14 protein-coding genes and 1 tRNA gene are annotated in these 18112 nt (G+C 67.6%); 9 read left to right on the top strand and 6 right to left on the bottom strand.

What is annotated here, in order from left to right; translation table 11 throughout:
- The first annotated feature begins 7 nt into the window (after positions 1–7).
- From hflC to AC3WLE_RS26360, 4 genes are all read left to right on the top strand, one after another.
- Positions 8–916 (top strand): protease modulator HflC, encoded by a 909-nt coding sequence (gene hflC, locus AC3WLE_RS26375; RefSeq protein WP_010809434.1) that lies wholly within the window; start codon positions 8–10, stop codon positions 914–916.
- A 201-nt stretch (positions 917–1117) separates the two neighbouring features.
- Positions 1118–2269 (top strand): ATP phosphoribosyltransferase regulatory subunit, encoded by a 1152-nt coding sequence (locus AC3WLE_RS26370; protein ID WP_492319886.1) that lies wholly within the window; start codon positions 1118–1120, stop codon positions 2267–2269.
- A gap of 85 nt (positions 2270–2354) precedes the next feature.
- Positions 2355–3695 carry an adenylosuccinate synthase gene (locus tag AC3WLE_RS26365; protein ID WP_492319887.1) on the top strand — a complete coding sequence of 447 codons (1341 nt, stop codon included), beginning with the start codon at positions 2355–2357 and terminating at the stop codon, positions 3693–3695.
- A gap of 125 nt (positions 3696–3820) precedes the next feature.
- Positions 3821–4387, top strand: a complete 567-nt coding sequence (locus AC3WLE_RS26360; protein ID WP_492319888.1) for a phosphoribosyltransferase — start codon at positions 3821–3823, stop codon at positions 4385–4387.
- Between the two features lie 48 nt (positions 4388–4435).
- Here the strand turns inward: AC3WLE_RS26360 and AC3WLE_RS26355 are convergent, their stop codons facing one another.
- The 3 genes from AC3WLE_RS26355 to AC3WLE_RS26345 all read right to left on the bottom strand — a co-directional run bounded on the left by AC3WLE_RS26355 (position 4436) and on the right by AC3WLE_RS26345 (position 6022).
- The gene (locus AC3WLE_RS26355; protein ID WP_492319889.1) at positions 4436–5047 is read right to left on the bottom strand and encodes an NAD(P)-dependent oxidoreductase; all 612 of its coding nucleotides are present in this window, start codon (positions 5045–5047) and stop codon (positions 4436–4438) included.
- 65 nt (positions 5048–5112) lie between these two features.
- Positions 5113–5547 (bottom strand): Rrf2 family transcriptional regulator, encoded by a 435-nt coding sequence (locus AC3WLE_RS26350; protein WP_492319890.1) that lies wholly within the window; start codon positions 5545–5547, stop codon positions 5113–5115.
- Positions 5548–5935: 388 nt separating this feature from the next.
- Positions 5936–6022: transfer RNA gene (locus tag AC3WLE_RS26345), tRNA-Leu, on the bottom strand.
- Between the two features lie 70 nt (positions 6023–6092).
- Here AC3WLE_RS26345 and rnr point away from each other — a divergent pair.
- From rnr to AC3WLE_RS26330, 3 genes are all read left to right on the top strand, one after another.
- Positions 6093–8696 carry a ribonuclease R gene (gene rnr, locus AC3WLE_RS26340; RefSeq protein WP_492319891.1) on the top strand — a complete coding sequence of 868 codons (2604 nt, stop codon included), beginning with the start codon at positions 6093–6095 and terminating at the stop codon, positions 8694–8696.
- Between the two features lie 78 nt (positions 8697–8774).
- Positions 8775–9518, top strand: coding sequence for a 23S rRNA (guanosine(2251)-2'-O)-methyltransferase RlmB (gene rlmB, locus AC3WLE_RS26335; protein WP_010809441.1), 744 nt, complete (start codon positions 8775–8777; stop codon positions 9516–9518).
- 4 nt (positions 9519–9522) lie between these two features.
- Positions 9523–10290: an SIR2 family NAD-dependent protein deacylase gene (locus tag AC3WLE_RS26330; protein ID WP_492357319.1), complete on the top strand. Its 768-nt coding sequence runs from the start codon at positions 9523–9525 to the stop codon at positions 10288–10290.
- Between the two features lie 33 nt (positions 10291–10323).
- Here AC3WLE_RS26330 and tal read toward each other — a convergent pair whose 3' ends face one another.
- Positions 10324–11280, bottom strand: a complete 957-nt coding sequence (gene tal, locus AC3WLE_RS26325) for a transaldolase (protein WP_492319893.1) — start codon at positions 11278–11280, stop codon at positions 10324–10326.
- 158 nt (positions 11281–11438) lie between these two features.
- Here tal and rpiA point away from each other — a divergent pair, with 158 nt between their 5' ends.
- The gene (rpiA, locus tag AC3WLE_RS26320; RefSeq protein ID WP_492357320.1) at positions 11439–12125 is read left to right on the top strand and encodes a ribose-5-phosphate isomerase RpiA; all 687 of its coding nucleotides are present in this window, start codon (positions 11439–11441) and stop codon (positions 12123–12125) included.
- A gap of 69 nt (positions 12126–12194) precedes the next feature.
- On the opposite strand, the gene AC3WLE_RS26315 is transcribed toward rpiA, so the two are convergent.
- Together AC3WLE_RS26315 and argA are read right to left on the bottom strand one after the other, a co-directional pair.
- On the bottom strand, positions 12195–12467 hold the full coding sequence (locus tag AC3WLE_RS26315; RefSeq protein WP_010809445.1) for an oxidative damage protection protein: 273 nt from the start codon (positions 12465–12467) through the stop codon (positions 12195–12197).
- Positions 12468–12565: 98 nt separating this feature from the next.
- Positions 12566–13921: an amino-acid N-acetyltransferase gene (argA, locus tag AC3WLE_RS26310; protein ID WP_492357321.1), complete on the bottom strand. Its 1356-nt coding sequence runs from the start codon at positions 13919–13921 to the stop codon at positions 12566–12568.
- A 134-nt stretch (positions 13922–14055) separates the two neighbouring features.
- Here argA and hrpA point away from each other — a divergent pair, with 134 nt between their 5' ends.
- Entirely contained in the window at positions 14056–18093 is a 4038-nt protein-coding gene (hrpA, locus tag AC3WLE_RS26305) for an ATP-dependent RNA helicase HrpA (protein ID WP_492363599.1), read from the top strand.
- Positions 18094–18112: the final 19 nt, after the last annotated feature.

Here is an 18112-nt window from a genome sequence, read left to right as displayed (position 1 = left end):
GACCGTCATGAACCGACTGATTTCCTTCGCGATTGGCTTTTTCATCCTGCTGGCCGTGGTTTCGTCCATGCTGTTCGTGGTCGACCAGCGCCAGTACGCCGTGGTGTTCGCCTTCGGCCAGATCAAGCAGGTGGTGCGCGAGCCCGGCCTGCACTTCAAGCTGCCGCCGCCGTTCCAGAACGTGGTGTTCATGGACCGCCGCCTGCAGACCATCGACGTCGCCGCCAACGAGCGTTTCCTGACCGCCGAGAAGAAGAGCATGGTGGTGGACTGGTTCGTCAAGTGGCGCATCACCGATCCGCGCAAGTTCTTCGTCGCCTTCGGCGGCAACCTGCGCGGCGCGCAGGACCGCATGACCCAGCGCATCGACTCGGTGGCGCGCGAGGAGTTCGGCAAGCGCACCGTGGCCGACGTGGTCGCCGGCGAGCGCGAGCAGGTGATGCAGGCCATCCGCAACGGCATGGCTGAATATGCCAAGTCGGTCGGCGTCGAGATCCTGGACGTGCGCCTCAAGCGCGTTGACCTGCTGCCCGCGATCAGCGAATCGGTGTACCGCCGCATGGAGGCCGAGCGCAAGCGCGTGGCCAACGAGCTGCGCTCCACCGGCGCCGCCGAGGGCGAGAAGATCCGCGCCGATGCCGACCGCCAGCGCGAAGTGGTGCTGGCCGAGGCTTACCGCGACGCCCAGGTGATCAAGGGCCAGGGCGATGCCAAGGCCTCGCAGATCTATGCCGACGCGTTTGGCCGCGATCCGCAGTTCGCGCAGTTCTGGCGCAGCATGGAGGCTTACCGCAACACCTTCCGCGACAAGCGCGACGTGCTGGTGCTTGAGCCCAACTCCGAGTTCTTCCGCTACATGCGTTCCAGCGGCGGTGCCGCCGCGGCCGCCTCGGGCGGATCCGGAGGCAAGCGCTAGCACCGTCGCTTGTCCGTGTGGCGAATTGACGAAACCCCGGCTTGCCGGGGTTTTGTCCGGCTGGAGCCATCCTCGCCGAGTGATGGCGCGGGCGCGTGGCGCCTGCGATGACGTTTCTGGTCAAGGACCGGTGCCTTGGGGGCATTGCCTCGCGAGGTGGTCAGAATGACTGAGAAGAGATTGACTGAGAAGAGATTCACTATGTCCAACCATTGGCTGCTGCCAGAAAACATTGCCGACGTGCTGCCGTCGGAAGCGCGCAAGATCGAAGAACTGCGCCGCCGCATGCTGGACCTGTTCCGCACCTACGGCTATGAGCTGGTGATGCCGCCGATGCTGGAATACCTGGAGTCGCTGCTGACCGGCACCGGCCATGACCTGGACCTGCGCACGCTCAAGCTGGTGGACCAGTTGTCGGGCCGCACCATGGGCCTGCGTGCCGATATCACGCCGCAGGTGGCGCGCATCGACGCGCACCTGCTGAACCGCCCGGGCGTGACCCGCCTGTGCTACGCGGGCAACGTGCTGCATGCGCGCCCGGCGGGCTTCCACGCCACGCGCGAGCCGATCCAGATCGGCGCCGAGATCTATGGCCATGCCGGCCTGGAAGCCGACGTCGAGATCCAGGACCTGATGCTGGCCGCGCTGCAGGCGGCGGGGCTGTCCGATGTCCGCATCGACATGTGCCATGCCGGCATTCTGGAAGCGCTGCTGGCGGGCCTACCGTCGATCCGCAAGATCGAGGACGCGCTCTTTGCCGCGCTGGAAACCAAGGATGTGCCGGCCCTGCGCGAACTGACCGTGGGCATGCCGCAGACCGAGCGCGATGCGCTGCTGGCGCTGCCGACGCTGTACGGCGGCGTGGACGTGATCGAGCGCGCGCGCGCGACGCTGCCGGCCAGCCCGGCCATCGGCCGCGCGCTGGATGAACTGGCGGCACTGGCGGTGCAGGTGCGCGGTGCCAGCGTGAATATCGACCTGTCGGATTTGCGCGGTTACCACTATCACAGTGGCGTGATGTTCGCGGCCTATGTTGCCGGCCTGCCCAATTACGTGGCGCGTGGCGGCCGTTACGACAAGGTGGGCGAAGCCTTCGGCCGGGCGCGCCCGGCCACGGGATTCTCGCTGGATCTGCGAGAAGTGGCTGCGCTGTCGCCTGTGGAAGTGCGCGCCCAGGCGATTTTTGCGCCCTGGGATGCGGATCCGGCACTCCGGGCCGCGATTTCCGCGCTGCGCGCGGCCGGCGAGATCGTGATCCAGTCGCTGCCCGGCCATACCCACGAGCTCGATGAATTCAACTGCGACCGGCAGCTGGTGCGCCAGGATGCCGGCTGGGCCGTGGTGCCGCGCTGACGCTTGGGCGCCGGGCGTGCCCAAAAATCGAGAATCGCCCGGCAACAAGAGTAGAATACGTTTTTAACCTATTGACCAAAGCAATATGTCCGCATCCGCAGTAGGCCAGGGACGCAATGTCGTCGTGATCGGCACCCAATGGGGTGACGAAGGCAAAGGAAAAATCGTCGATTGGCTTACCGACCAGGCAAAGGGCGTGGTGCGGTTCCAGGGTGGCCACAACGCTGGCCACACGCTGATCATCGGTGGCAAGAAGACCATTCTCCGCCTGATCCCGTCCGGGATCATGCGTGACGGCACGGTCTGCTACATCGGCAACGGTGTGGTGCTGTCGCCCGAAGCTTTGTTCCGTGAAATCGAAGAACTCGAAGGCGCCGGCCTGCAGGTGCAGAGCCGCCTGCGCATTTCCGAGGCCGCCACGCTGATCCTGCCGTACCACGTTGCCATCGACAAGGCGCGCGAAGCGCGTCGTGGCGCCGCCAAGATCGGCACCACCGGCCGCGGCATCGGCCCGGCCTATGAAGACAAGGTGGCCCGCCGCGCGCTGCGCGTGCAGGACCTGTTCGATCCGCAGCAGTTCGCCGAACGCCTGCGCGAGAACCTGGACTATCACAACTTCATGCTGACCCAGTACCTGGGCGCCGAAGCCGTGGACTTCCAGCAGACCCTGGACGAAGCGTTGGCCTACGCGCCGCGCCTGGCGCCGATGGTGGCCGACGTGTCGGCCGAGCTGTATGCGGTCAATGCCGCCGGCGGCAACCTGATGTTCGAAGGCGCGCAAGGCACGCTGCTGGACGTGGACCACGGCACCTATCCGTTCGTGACCTCGAGCAACTGCGTGGCCGGTGCTGCCGCAGCGGGCGCCGGCGTCGGCCCGGGCCGCCTGAACTACATCCTGGGCATCACCAAGGCCTACTGCACGCGCGTGGGCGCGGGCCCGTTCCCGAGCGAGCTGTACGACAACGACAACCCGTCGCGCCAGGACCCGGTCGGCGTGCGCCTGGCCAACGTCGGCAAGGAATTCGGTTCGGTCACCGGCCGTCCGCGCCGCACCGGCTGGCTGGATGCCGCCGCGCTCAAGCGCTCGGTGCAGATCAACGGCGTGTCGGGCCTGTGCATGACCAAGCTGGACGTGCTCGATGGCCTGGAAACCATCAAGCTGTGCGTGGGCTACGAGCTCGACGGCAAGACCGTCGACATCCTGCCGCGCGGCTCTGATGCCGTGGCTCGCTGCGTGCCGGTCTACGAGGAATTCCCCGGCTGGAACGAGTCGACCTTCGGCGTGAAGACGTGGGACGCGCTGCCCGAGCAGGCCCGCGTCTACCTGAAGCGCGTGGAAGAAGTGGTCGGGATTCCGATCGACATGATCTCGACCGGCCCGGACCGCGACGAGACCATCCTGCTGCGTCATCCGTACAAGGCCTGACCCGGCAGCAGCCCACCACCAGGCTGCGGCGCCACGAGCGCTGCGGCCCGCCAGAAATAAATCGGCCCGCGCAAGCGGGCCGAGCCATATCGGTCAACCGACCCGACGATACAAAGAGTAAAACGATGAACCTGCCAACGAACGATGACGAGAACCTGTGGGTCTCCTGGGACGAATACCATCGCCTGATCGCACGCCTGTCGCTGAACGTGCATGAGTCGGGCTGGAAGTTCGACAAGATCCTGTGCCTGGCGCGCGGCGGGCTGCGCGTGGGCGACCAGATGTCGCGCATCTTCGACGTGCCGCTGGCCATCCTGGCCACCAGCAGCTACCGCGAGGCCGCGGGCACGCAGCAGGGCAACCTGGACATCGCGCAGTACATCACCATGACCCGCGGCGAACTGACGGGCAGGGTGCTGCTGGTCGACGACCTGGTGGATTCTGGCATCACGCTGGAACGCGTGGGCCGCCACCTGAAGGAACGCTATCCGGCCGTAACCGAGGTGCGTTCGGCCGTGCTGTGGTACAAGGCGTGCTCGAAGGTCGAGCCGGACTACCACGTGACCTTCCTGCCGTCGAACCCGTGGATCCACCAGCCGTTCGAAGAGTACGACACGCTGCGCCCGCACAACCTGGCCGCCTGGCTCAAGCGCGGCAAGCGCGCCAGCCAGGACGACGCCGCGCAGGCCTGAAGCGCTTGTGCCGGGGCCTGTCGCTACGGGCGGCCCCCGGCGGCCGGCTTAATAGCCGACCGTGAAACGCTGGCGCGAATGCGCCGGCTTTTCGATCTCATCGAGCATCGCGATGGCATAGTCTTCCATCGAGATCCAGCTCTTGCCTGCTGCGTCGCTCAGCAGGTTTTCCTCGCCAACGCGGAACTTGCCGGTACGCTCGCCCGGCTCGAACAGTGCCGACGGCGACAGGAAGGTCCAGTCGATCTGCTGTTCGCTACGCAGCGCGTTGAGGAAGTCGCGGCCTGCGAGGGCTTCGGGCTTGTAGGCATCGGGGAAGTTCGGGGTGTCGACCAATTGCACCCCCGGCGCGACATAGAGGCTGCCGGCACCACCCACCACCAGCAGGCGCGGCACGCCAGCCTGGCGCACGGCCGAGGTCACCTGCTGCGCGTTCAGCTGCGCAAAGCGCGCGCTGCTGATGACCACGTCGTTGCCGGCCAGGGCGGCAGCCAGTGCGGCGACGTCGGCGCCGTCCACGTCCGCGGTGGTCACGCCGTCGCGTGCGGGCAGTTTGCTGGCCTGGCGCGCAATGGCGGTCACCTGGTGGCCGCGGCGCAGGGCTTCGTCGGTCAGGCGCGTGCCAACACGGCCGGTGGCGCCGATGATTGCGATCTTCATGGTCACTCCTTCTTTCGGTCAGGTTGATATGAAACCATTGTGGTTACATATCGGGGCAAAAAAATTCAGCGCTTGCGGCGCTGGCTGTTGCCTTCGACATCGGCGAGCATGCTGGCGATGGTGATGCCGGCAAGGGTATCGTCCATGGCCGCCTGCGCACGGTCCGCGACCTTGCGCAGCGCACCGGTGATCTCGCGCCCGACCGGGCAGGCCGGGTTGGGCGCGCTCTGGTGCAGCGTGATCAGCGCGGTGGTTTCCACCACGCGGAACACGTCGAGCAGCGTGATTGACGCAGCCGGGCGCGCCAGCGTGGCGCCGCCGGTGCTGCCCATGGTGGTCGCCACCAGGCCGGCTTCAGCCAGTTGACCGATCAGCCGCCGGATCAGCGCCGGGTTGGTGCCCACGCTGCCGGCGATCAGCGACGAGGGCACCGGCTCGGCCGAACCGGCGAGCAGGGTAAGGATGTGGACCGCCACGGCGAACCGGCTGCTTGTGCTCAACGCTTGTGCTCGGGATGTCAGGTGCAATGTGAAACCATGATAGTTACACATGGTCGGGCATGTCAAGCACGGACAGGAGCGCAAGGAGGGCGGAGTACCGGGAGGGAAGGAGGTAATACGCCGAAGTGGCAGCCAATGGCCGGTGGAATGCCGGAATCGCCACTGAAGCTGTTACACTCCTCGACATTGCCGTACCGTTGTGGTTCGGCTGCCGCGCGGGGTACGGTGCGCGGTTTCACGGACGGGAAAAAACCCGTACGCTCGCAGGTATGACATCGCGGCATGGCCGCCAAGCAAGGAGTGCAAGTTGCCGGATCTGATGCGCGAAACAGGCGTCAAAAACAAAAAACCCGCAGGGCTCGAAAGCGCTGCGGGTTTTCCGGTAACTTGGTGCCCAGGAGAGGACTCGAACCTCCACAGTGTTGCCACCGCTAGGACCTGAACCTAGTGCGTCTACCAATTCCGCCACCTGGGCAGGTGTCGAAACAACCGAAGCGCTCATTATAGAGAGCGCGAGAATTTTGTCAAATAGTTTCCAGAAAAAATTGAATCAGAACAACTATCCGATCCCCAGCCGGGAAGAAATCCTGGGCGTGCTGAGAACGTCGGGATCCCCCCAGTCGGCCGGCGATATTGCCAAGGCCCTCTCCGTCACGCGCAAAGAGCATGACGGTTTCCAGAAGCGCCTGGCGGCCATGGAGCGCGACGGCCAGATCGAGCTGAACCGCAAGGGCCGCTATGAGCTGGCCCATCAGCCGAACTTCGTCACCGGCCGGGTGCAGGGCCACCGCGACGGCTTCGGCTTCCTGATCCGCGACGACGGTGAAGACGACATCTTCTTGCCCGAGCGCGAGCTGCAGAAGGCCATGCACAACGACCGCGCGCAGGTGCGCGTGGTGGGCTACGACCGGCGCGGGCGCCCCGAAGGGCAGATCGTCGAGATCATCGAGCGCGCCAACCGTTTTGTCATCGGCCGTCTGCTCAGTGAAGGCGGCGTGCTGGTGGTGGCGCCTGAAGACAAGCGCATCAGCCAGGACATCCTGATCCCGCCCAAGGCGCAGGGCAAGGCACGGGTGGGGCAGGTGGTCAGCGTCGAGCTGATCGAATTCCCCGACCGCTACGTGCAGCCGGTGGGCCGCGTGGTGGAGGTGCTGGGCGAAATCGACGATCCCGGCATGGAGATCGAGATCGCCGTGCGCAAGTACGGCGTGCCGCATGCGTTCTCTCCGGCCGCAGCCCAGGAAGCCTCCGCGCTGCCCGACGAGGTGCGCCAGGCCGACCTGGACCACCGCATCGACCTGCGCGACATCCCGCTGGTGACCATCGACGGCGAAGACGCACGCGACTTCGACGACGCGGTCTATTGCGAGCCGGTCAAGATCGGCCGCGCCAAGGGCTGGCGCCTGATCGTGGCGATCGCCGACGTGTCGCACTATGTGCGCCCCGGCACGCCGCTGGATGCGGATGCCCTGGACCGGGCCACTTCGGTCTACTTCCCGCGCCGCGTGATCCCGATGCTGCCGGAGAAGCTGTCCAACGGGCTGTGCTCGCTCAATCCGCACGTGGACCGGCTGTGCATGGTGTGCGATGCCGTGATCACCGCCAAGGGCGAGCTCAAGGGCTACCAGTTCTACCCGGCCGTGATGCATTCGACCGCGCGCCTGACCTACAACGAGGTCTGGTCGGTGCTGTCCAACACCAAGGGCCCCGAGGCGCACAAGCGCGGCGAGCTGGTGCCGCACCTGCAGAACCTGTATGAGCTGTTCCAGGTCCTGCTCAAGGCACGGCGCGCGCGCGGCGCGATCGACTTCGACACCACCGAGACCTATATCGTCTGCAACGCGCAGGGCAAGATCGAGCAGATCCTGCCGCGCACGCGCAACGATGCGCACCGGCTGATCGAGGAGTGCATGCTGACCGCCAACGTCTGCGCGGCCGACTTCCTCGAACGCTTCAAGCACCCGGCGCTGTACCGCATCCACGCGGGCCCCAGCGAAGAGAAGCTGAAGAACCTGCGCGACTTCCTGCGCACCGCCGGCCTGTCGCTGGGCGGGGGCGACAAGCCGCAGGCATCGGACTACGCCGAGGTGATGGACAAGATCAAGTCCCGTCCCGACGCGCCGATGCTGCAGACCATGCTGCTGCGCTCGATGCAGCAGGCGGTGTACAGCCCGGACAATATCGGCCACTTCGGCCTGTCGTACGAGGCCTACGCGCACTTCACCAGCCCGATCCGCCGCTACCCCGACTTGCTGGTGCACCGCGCGATCAAGGCGGTGCTGGCACATACCAAGTACCAGCCGGCGTTTGCGCACGGGACCGAGCTGAATACCGCGATCTCGCCCAAGGCGCGCCGGCTGCAGGCCAAGGACGCCGAGCAGAAGGCGGAACTGACCGCGGCGCGCGCCAGGCGCAACGAGGCCATCTGGGACGAGCTCGGCCTGCACTGCTCGGCCAATGAGCGCCGCGCGGACGAGGCTTCGCGCGATGTCGAGGCCTGGCTCAAGTGCTACTTCATGCGCGACAAGCTGGGCAGCGACTACGCCGGCACCGTCAGCGCCGTGACCTCGTTCGGCATCTTCGTGCAGCTCGACGAGCTGTACGTGGAAGGCCTGGTCCACGTGACCGAGCTGGGCAGCGACTACTTCCAGTACGACGAGGCCCGCAACGAACTGCGCGGCGAGCGCACCGGCATCCGCTACCGCCTGACCGACCGCGTGCGCGTGCAGGTGTCGCGCGTGGACCTGGATGCGCGCAAGATCGACTTCCGCCTGGTGCAGGAGCCGTCGGCGAAAACCCTGCGCGCCCGCGCGGGGGGCACCGAGACCCAGCCGCGGGTGCCCGCCGCCCATGCGGTGCCGGCGCGCAAGAAGGGCCGCCAGCTGGCGGCGCTGCTGGGCGGCTCGTCCAAGCCGGAAGAGTCGTTCGACGAGACGCTGGACCGCGTGATCGAGGAGCAGCCGGTGTTCGAGGCGGTGATCACGCCGCTCAGGCCGCACGTGAAGACCGGCGGCAAGCCGGCCAAGCGCGCGGCCAAGCCCAAGCCCTCGCACCTGGAGAAGCCGCGCAAGCCGGCCTCCAAGTCGCACCAGGCCAAGCCGGCGGGCAAGACGCCGGCCAAGAGCCCGCGCACCCCGCGCAAGCGCTGAAGCCTGCGGCGGCCGCCATGCCGCCGACTCACGCCCCCGGCCGGCTGCCGGGGGCGTGAGGGCGAGTACAATCGCGCCATGGCTAAAAACAAACTCCTGATCGGCTTTCACGCCGTCACCGCACGCCTGCGCCAAGATGCCAAGGGCGTGACCGATGTCTATATCGAATCCGCGCGCCGCGACCGGCGCATGCAGGACTTCGTGCGCCTGGCCGAAAGCCTGGGCGTGCGCCTGCATCCGGTCGATGCCGAGCGCCTGCGCGGCATGGCCGGCACCGACCGCCACCAGGGCGTGGTGGCACGTGCCGAAGACGTGGCGCTGGCGCTGAACCTGGATGAACTGCTCGACGGCATCGAAGGCACGCCGCTGCTGCTGGTGCTGGACGGCGTCACCGACCCCCACAACCTGGGCGCCTGCCTGCGCGTGGCCGACGGCGCCGGCGCGCATGCCGTGATCGCCCCCAAGGACCGCAGCGTCGGCCTCAATGCCACCGTGGCCAAGGTCGCCAGCGGCGCCGCCGAGACCGTGCCCTATATCACCGTCACCAACCTGGCCCGCACCCTGCGTGAGCTGCAGGAACGCGGCATCTGGGTCATCGGCACCGCCGACGGCACCGAAAAGTCGCTGTATGACATCGACTTCAAGGGCCCGACCGCGATCGTGATGGGCGCCGAAGGCGAGGGCATGCGCCGCCTGACGCGCGAGACCTGCGACGAGCTGGTCGGCATCCCGATGGCGGGTGGCGTGGAAAGCCTGAACGTCTCGGTCGCCAGCGGCGTATGCCTGTACGAAGCCGTGCGCCAGCGGCGCCTGCCGCGATAAGTCCATGGCCGCTGATTCCGGTCTCCTTGACATGCCGGGGCTTGAGGAAGCACGCCGGCTGATCGCGGCCGCCGGCAACATCCTCGTGCTGACCGGCGCCGGCATTTCCGCCGAATCCGGCGTGCCGACCTTCCGCGACGCGATGACGGGGCTGTGGGAACAGTTCGACCCGGAAGAGCTGGCCAGCGAGGACGCCTACCGCCGCCAGCCCGCGCTGGTCTGGGAGTGGTACCTGCACCGGCGCGAGCTGGTCGCAGCCGTGCATCCCAACCCGGCGCACCATGCGCTGGTCGCGCTGGCTGCGCAGAAACCTTTTACGCTGGTCACGCAGAACGTGGACGGCCTGCACCAGCGCGCCGGCAGCGCGGGCGTGATCGAGCTGCATGGGAACCTGTTCGCCAACAAATGGCTGGACGGGTGCGGACGCTGCAACGAGGCAACCGCGCTGCCCGGCATGCCGCCGCGCTGCAACCTGTGCGGCGCGCTGATGCGTCCGGGCGTGGTGTGGTTCGGTGAGGACCTGCCGCGCGTGGCGCGCTACCGCGCCGAGCATGCGGCGCAGAACTGCGACCTGTGCCTGGTGGTCGGCACCTCGGGGCTGGTCTATCCGGCGGCGGGGCTGCCGGGCCTGGCGCGCGAGCATGGCGCGCCGGTGATCGTGGTCAATCCGCAGCCGTCGGCGCTGGACCAGACCGCGGATATCGTGCTGTCCGCCGCGGCGGGGGCATGTCTGCCATTGCTGTGGCCGCAGCCGGCACCCTCGGCCGGCTGAGCCTGGATCCGGGCGTTGCCGCCCGGACCGTCCTTACTTCGCAATCTCGCCGATCAGCTTCTCCAGCTTGACCGCATCCGCCGCAAACAGGCGGATGCCTTCGGCCAGCTTCTCGGTCGCCATCGCATCCTCATTCAACTGCCAGCGGAAGGCCGGCTCGTCGGCTGCGATGCGGGCGATATTGGCGGCCTGGGCCTGGTCCACCGACAGCTTGTGCGCCACCGGGCCCTGGCCGGCGGCCAGCTGCTCGAGCAGCTCGGGGCTGATGGTCAGCAGGTCGCAGCCGGCCAGCGACAGGATCTGGGCGGTGCTGCGGAAGCTGGCGCCCATTACCTCGGTCGGGTAGCCGAACTTCTTGTAGTAGTCGTAGATCTGGCGCACCGAGCGCACGCCGGGGTCGTTGTCACCGCCATTGGCGGCCGCGTCCCATTGCTCGCCGGCCTGCTTCTTGTACCAGTCGAAGATGCGGCCGACGAAGGGCGAGATCAGCTGCGCGCCGGCCTCGGCGCACGCCACCGCCTGCACCAGCGAGAACAGCAGCGTCATGTTGCAGCGGATGCCATCGCGCTGCAGGATCTCGGCCGCGCGGATGCCTTCCCAGGTGGAGGCAATCTTGATCAGCACGCGCTCGCGCGCAATGCCGCGCTGCTCGTACAGCTGGATCAGGTGGCGCGCCTTGGCCACGCTGGCCTCGGTGTCGAAGGACAGGCGCGCATCGACTTCGGTCGAGACGCGGCCCGGCACGATCGCCAGGATCTCGCAGCCGAAGGCGATCAGCACTTCGTCCATCACCGCATCGACGCCGCCGTTGCCGTGGTGGTCCTGTACCGCCTTCTCCAGCAGGTGCCGGTATTCGGGCTTTTGCACGGCCTTCAGGATCAGCGACGGATTGGTGGTCGCGTCCTGCGGGGTGTACTGCTTCATCAGCTGGAAGTCGCCGGTATCGGCCACTACCGTGGTGAATTGCCTGAGTTGTTCGAGCTGGTTCATGGTCGCTTGGTCGTCTGCTTGAGCGTCTGCAAAATCGGTCGCGGGCATCAGGGGTGCGCGTACGGCACCCGGTCCGGTCCATTGTACCGTCGCCCGCGTGACCTGCCGCCGCAATCCGCTACACTACGCGTTTCCCCCAACGCAATCTGGCTGTTGTCATGACTCAGGATGAACTCAAGACGCTGGTCGCGCAAGCTGCCGCCGACTACGTGAAGCAGGAAGTGCCCGAAGGGGCAGTGCTCGGCGTGGGCACTGGCTCCACCGCCAATCTCTTCATTGACGCCGTGGCGGCATTCAAGGAGCGCTTCGCCGGTGCGGTGTCGAGCTCCGAGGCCTCCACGCGCCGCCTGCAGCAGCACGGCTTCAAGGTGCTGGACCTGAACGAAGTCGACGAGATCCCGGTGTATGTCGACGGCGCCGACGAGATCGACGCCAGCGGCGCCATGATCAAGGGCGGTGGCGGGGCGCTCACGCGCGAGAAGATCGTGGCTTCGGTCGCGAAGCGCTTTGTCTGCATCGCCGACGGCAGCAAGCTGGTCCAGACCATGGGCACCTTCCCGCTGCCGGTCGAGGTGATTCCGATGGCACGTGCCGCGGTGGCGCGCAAGCTGCAGGCCCTGGGTGGCCAGCCGCGCCTGCGCATGGCCAAGGAAGGCGGCATCTACAAGACCGACAACTGCAATGTGATCCTGGACGTGGTCGGCCTGAAGATCGACGATCCGCGCGGCCTGGAACAGGCCGTCAACCAGGTGCCGGGCGTGGTCACGGTGGGCCTGTTCGCGCTGCGCGGCGCGGATGTGTTGCTGCTGGGCACCGGCGACGGCGTGCAGCGCACTGACTACTGAGCAAAGCCGTCCGCGGCCAAGCAAAAAGGGGTGCCTGAGGCACCCCTTTTGTCATTGGCCGGTCCCGGTTCAGGACTGCGGCGGCACGTAGCCCTGGGCCTGGTCGGCGCCTTCGCCGAAGAAGTACTTCTCGGTCTGCTTGAGCAGGTACTGGCGCGCGCGCGCATCGGCCATGTTCAGGCGGTTTTCGTTGATCAGCATGGTCTGGTGCTTGAGCCAGCCAGCCCAGGCTTCCTTCGACACGCTTTGCCAGATCTTCTTGCCCAGTTCGCCGGGCAGCGGCGGGAAGTCGAGGCCTTCGGCTTCCTTGTTCAGCTTGATGCATTGGACCATGCGGGCCATGGGGACTCCTTGGTATGTTCGTTAGAGCTTCGGCGCTGGCGCTATTGTAGCCAAGCGGGGCACCGGGCCGCGGCGCTGCGGCGATTGCCCCTACGGCTTCAGAGCTTTTTCATCAGCACCATGGACTTGCGCTGCCAGTTGTAGAGCTTGCGCTTGTCCTCGGGCAGGTCGTCGACGTTGGCGTGGACGAAACCGCGCTTCAGGAACCAGTGTTCGGTCCGGGTGGTGAGCACGAACAGCTTCTCCAGGCCGAGCGCGCGGGCGCGGCGCTCGATGCGCTTGAGCAGGCGCTCGCCGTCGCCGGTGCCCTGGGCTTCCTGCGATACCGTCAGGCAGGCCATCTCGCCCATGTTCTCGCGCGGGTAGTCGTAGAGCGCCGCGCAGCCGAACAGGACGCCATCGTGCTCGATCACCGAGAAGTTGGAGATATCGCGCTCGATCAGGTGGCGTCCGCGCGGCACCAGCGTGCCATCCTGCTCCAGCGGGGCGATCAGCTGGACGATGCCGCCGACATCGTCGAGCGTGGCTTCGCGCAGGCTTTCCAGGTCGGTGTCTGACAGCATGGTGCCGACGCCGTCGTGCAGGAACAGTTCCAGCAGCACCGCGCCGTCGAGCGAATAGGGGATCAGGTGCGCACGCGGCACGCCGCCCTTGAGCGCCTTGACCAGGTGCTGCAGGTAGTTGGCCACGTCCGGCGGCAGGTGGTTGTTCTGCAGGCGCTCCACCGCCGTGCGCAGCGACATTTCCTGCATCATCTTGCCGACCGGGTCGGGCACGCCCGGCACCTCGGTGATGAAGATCAGCTTGTCGGCCTTGAGCGCCGTCGCGGTGGCGCTGGCCACGTCTTCCATCGACAGGTTGAAGGCCTGGCCGGTGGGCGAGAAGCCCAGCGGCGACAGCAGCACCACCTTGCCGTGCGACAGCGACATGCGCACGGACTCGGCGTCGATCTTGCGCACCAGGCCGGTGTGCTGGTAGTCGGTGCCATTGACGATGCCGACCGGGCGGGCAGTCACGAAGTTGCCGGAGATCACCGACAGCTGGGCGCCGGCCATCGGCGTATTGGGCAGGCCCTGGCTGAAGGCGGCCTCGATGTCCAGGCGCAATTCGCCGGCGGCTTCCTTGGCGCATTCGAGCGCGGCGTTGTCGGTGACGCGCACGCCATCGACGAACTGTGACTCGACATGGCGCAGCGCCAGCTGTTCTTCCACCTGCGGGCGCGAGCCATGCACCAGTACGATCTGCATGCCCATGGCGTGCAGCAGGGCGACGTCGTTGACCAGCGCATTGAGCACGCCCGACTTGACCAGTTCGCCGGCGAAGGCGATCACAAAGGTCTTGCCGCGGAAGGCATGGATATACGGCGCCACCATGCGCAGCCAGTCGACGAACTGCTGGTGGTCGGGGCCGCTGCGCTCGGGCTCGGCCGCCGTGGGCGCCGGGGTGGCGGACACGGGAGAGGCCGGGGCAGGCGCGGGGAGTTCAGCCGCGGGCGGCTCCGCCGGCACGGGGGCGGCGGGTGAGGAGGCAGGCGCCGTCTGCGGCGCGTCGGTTCTGGCGTTCATCCCGCGGATTATAATCCCGGCCAATGTCAGAACAACGCCCCGTCAAGCCTAAACCACCCGCCGCGCCGCGCCAGCGCGCCGGTGCCGCTCAGCCAGCCCCCCCAACCCAGCCCCGGCCGGCCCCAGGCCCGGCCAGGAAGCCGGACGTCCGTGCGCAGCCAGCCGCTGCCCGGCCGGCCGGTGAAGCCGGGCAGCGCCCGCCACGCGGTCCCCGCGAGGCGCGTGCGCCGCGTACGCCAAGGCCGGTCAACCCGCTGCCGCCCATCACCTTCCCGGAGGCCCTGCCGGTCTCCGGCCGCCGCGACGAGATCGCCGCGGCGCTGCTGGCCAACCAGGTGGTGATCGTCTCGGGCGAGACCGGCTCGGGCAAGACCACCCAGCTGCCCAAGATCTGCCTGTCGATCGGGCGCGGCCCGGGGCGCGAGGGTGGGGGGCTGATCGGCCACACCCAGCCGCGGCGCATCGCCGCCACCTCGACCGCCAAACGCATCGCGCAGGAGATCGGCACGCCGCTGGGCGAGCACGTGGGCTACCAGGTGCGTTTCAACGACACCATGTCGTCGGGGGCGTCGGTCAAGCTGATGACCGACGGCATCCTGCTGGCCGAGACTCAGAACGATCCGCTGCTGCGCGCCTACGACACGCTGATCATCGATGAGGCGCACGAGCGCAGCCTGAACATCGACTTCCTGATCGGCTACCTGCGCCAGATCCTGCCGAAGCGCCCGGACCTGAAGGTGATCATCACCTCGGCCACCATCGATGCCCAGCGCTTTGCCCAGCATTTCGCCTCGGGCGACAAGCCGGCGCCGGTGATCGAGGTCAGCGGCCGCCTGTACCCGGTGGAAGTGCGCTACCGCCCGATCACCGAGGCCGTGCCCGCGGGCGCGCCGCGCAGCCCGCAGGCGCGCGAGCGCGACCTGTACGATGGCATTGTCGAGGCGGTCGACGAGCTGTGCCGCGTCGGTCCCGGCGATGTGCTGGTGTTCCTGCCCGGCGAGCGCGAGATCCGCGAAGCCGCCGAGGCGCTGCGCAAGCATCACCCGCCGCATACCGAGATCCTGCCGCTGTTTGCGCGGCTGTCGGTGCAGGAGCAGGAGCGGGTGTTCAAGCCGTCCAACGCGCGGCGCATCGTGCTGGCGACCAACGTCGCCGAAACCTCGCTGACGGTGCCGGGCATCCGCTACGTGGTCGATACCGGGCTGGCGCGGGTCAAGCGCTACTCGTACCGCAACAAGGTCGAGCAATTGCAGGTCGAGTCGATCTCGCAGGCCGCCGCCAACCAGCGCGCCGGCCGTTGCGGCCGGGTTGCCAACGGCGTGTGCATCCGGCTGTATGAGGAGTCCGATTTCACCGGCCGGCCGCGCTTTACCGACCCCGAGATCCTGCGCTCGTCGCTGGCCGCGGTGATCCTGCGCATGAAGGCACTGCGGCTGACCGAGATCGAGTCGTTCCCGTTTATCGAGCCGCCGCTGGGCCGCGCCGTTGCCGACGGCTACCAGCTGCTGCAGGAACTGGGCGCGGTCGACGACGCCAACCAGCTTACCGGCACCGGGCGCCAGCTGGCCAAGCTGCCGCTGGACCCGCGCGTGGCGCGCATGATCCTGGCCGCGCGCGAGCATCACTGCCTGCGCGAGGTGCTGGTCATCGCCAGCGCGCTGTCGGTGCAGGACCCGCGCGACCGCCCGCAGGAGGCGCAGGAAGCCGCCGACCAGGCCCACCGCAAGTTCATGGACGAGAAGTCCGAGTTCCTGGGCTGGGTCAAGCTGTGGAAGTGGTTCGAGGACGCGGTCGCGCACAAGAAGTCCAACCGCCAGCTGCAGGACCAGTGCCGCGCCCACTTCCTGTCGCACCTGCGGCTGCGCGAGTGGCGCGACGTGCATTCGCAACTGCTGACCACGGTGACCGAGCAGGGCTGGCGCCTGAACGACAGCGAGCCCACCTATGAGCAGGTGCACAAGGCGCTGCTGACCGGCCTGCTGGGCAATGTCGGCTGCCGCATCGAGGATGGCGACGGCAAGGGCCGCGAATACCTGGGCGCGCGCGGCATCAAGTTCCACCTGTGGCCGGGCTCGCTGATCGCGCGCAAGGTCGGGCGCTGGATTGTCGCGGCCGAGCTGGTCGAGACCAGCCGGCTGTTCGCGCGCACGCTGGCGCGCATCGAGCCGGAATGGCTGGAGCAGGTGGGCCGCCACCTGCTCAAGGTCAGCTGGAGCGATCCGCACTGGGAAAAGAAGGCGGGCCAGGTGCTGGCGCTGGAGCGCGCCACGCTGTACGGGCTGGTGGTCTACCAGCACCGGCGCGTGCACTACGGCCCGATGAACCCGCAGGAAGCGCGCGAGATCTTTATCCGCCGTGCACTGGTCGAGGGCGAGTTCGACACGCGCCTGCCGTTCTATGCGCACAACCAGCGCCTGGTGCGCGAGATCGAGAACCTGGAGCACAAGTCTCGCCGCCAGGACGTGCTGGTCGACGACGAACTGATCTACGCCTTCTACGATCGCGCGATTCCCGCCGACATCTGCCAGCAGGCCAGCTTCGAGCAGTGGTACCAGGCAGACAGCGGCAAGGACCGCAAGCTGCTGTACCTGAACCGCGACGAGCTGATGCGGCACGAGGCGGCCGGCATCACCACCGACCTGTTCCCCAAGGCCATGAACGTGGCCGGGGTGGACATGGGGCTGACCTACCACTTCGAGCCAGGCAGCCACCGCGACGGCGTGACCCTGACCGTGCCGCTGTACGCACTCAACCAGGTGCGCCAGGAGCGCGCCGACTGGCTGGTGCCGGGCATGATCAAGGAGAAGGTGCACCTGCTGCTCAAGTCGCTGCCGCAGAAGCTGCGCCGCCACTGCGTGCCGCTGCCGGAATATGCCGCGGGCTTTGTCGCGCGCCAGCCGCTTGGCGAGGGCGAGCTGCTGGACATGCTGATCGCCGATATCCGCGAGCAGACCGGCACCATGGTCAAGCGCGCCGACTTCAAGCTGGAAACGCTGCCCGCGCACCATACGATGAACTTCAAGGTGGTCGACGAGCACGGCCGCCAGCTTGAGATGGGCCGCAACCTGGCCCAGTTGCGTGCCGAGCTGGGCGGGCAGGCGCAGCAGTCGTTCCAGCGGGTGGCCGCGCAAGCCGCGGCACAGGCGGCAACCCAGTCCCCGGAGCAGGCGGCGCCGCTGGCCGCGGCCGAGCCCGGCAAGTACGAGGGCCTGACCGGGTGGAGCTTCGGTGAGCTGCCCGAGCTGCTGGAGATCCGCAAGGGCAGCCAGACCCTGTTCGGCTACCCCGCGCTGGTCGACCGCTGCACGCACTGCGACGTGGAAGTCTTCGACGACCCGCAGGAAGCCGCCCGCGTCCACCTCCTGGGCTTGCGCCGGCTGTTTGCGCTGCAGCTGCGCGAGCAGGTCAAGTTCATCGAGAAGAACATCCCGGGCCTGCAGCAGATGGCGATGCAGTACATGACGCTGGGCACGCAGGAGATGCTGCGCGAACAGATCGTGATGCTGGCGCTGGAGCGTGCCTGCATGCAGGCGCCGCTGCCGCGCAACGAGGCCGAGTTCAATGCGCGCAAGGACGAGGGCCGCACCCGGCTGTCGCTGCTGGCGCAGGAGATCGCGCGGCTGGTGGGGACCATCCTGGCCGAATACGCCGGGCTGCCGCGCAAGCTGCTGCAGGCCAAGCCGTTCGCCGGGCCTCATGCGGACATGGAAGCGCAGCTCGGGCGGCTGATGGGCAAGCGCTTTGTCGGCGAGACCCCGTACACGCAGCTGGTCCATTTCCCGCGCTACCTGAAGGGCATCGCCATGCGCGTGGACAAGCTCAAGGGCGACCCGGCGCGCGACACCCAGCGCACGCAGGAGATGGCGCCGCTGGTGCAGCAGTGGCAGCGGGCCGAAAAGCAGCTGCGCACCCAGGGCCGCGGCGGCGAGGACGCGCGGCTGGAGGAATTCCGCTGGATGCTGGAGGAGCTGCGCATCGCGCTGTTCGCCCAGGAGCTGCGCACACCGGTGCCGATGTCGGTCAAGCGGCTGCAGAAAGTGTGGGAATCGATGCAGCGCTGAGCGCCGGCGCGGGGCGCAA

It is taken from the genome of Cupriavidus sp. FW306-1B-F12B (genome assembly GCF_058781795.1).
Note: the sequence above shows the minus strand (reverse complement) of the source record. Positions and strands in the feature narration are given on the sequence as shown.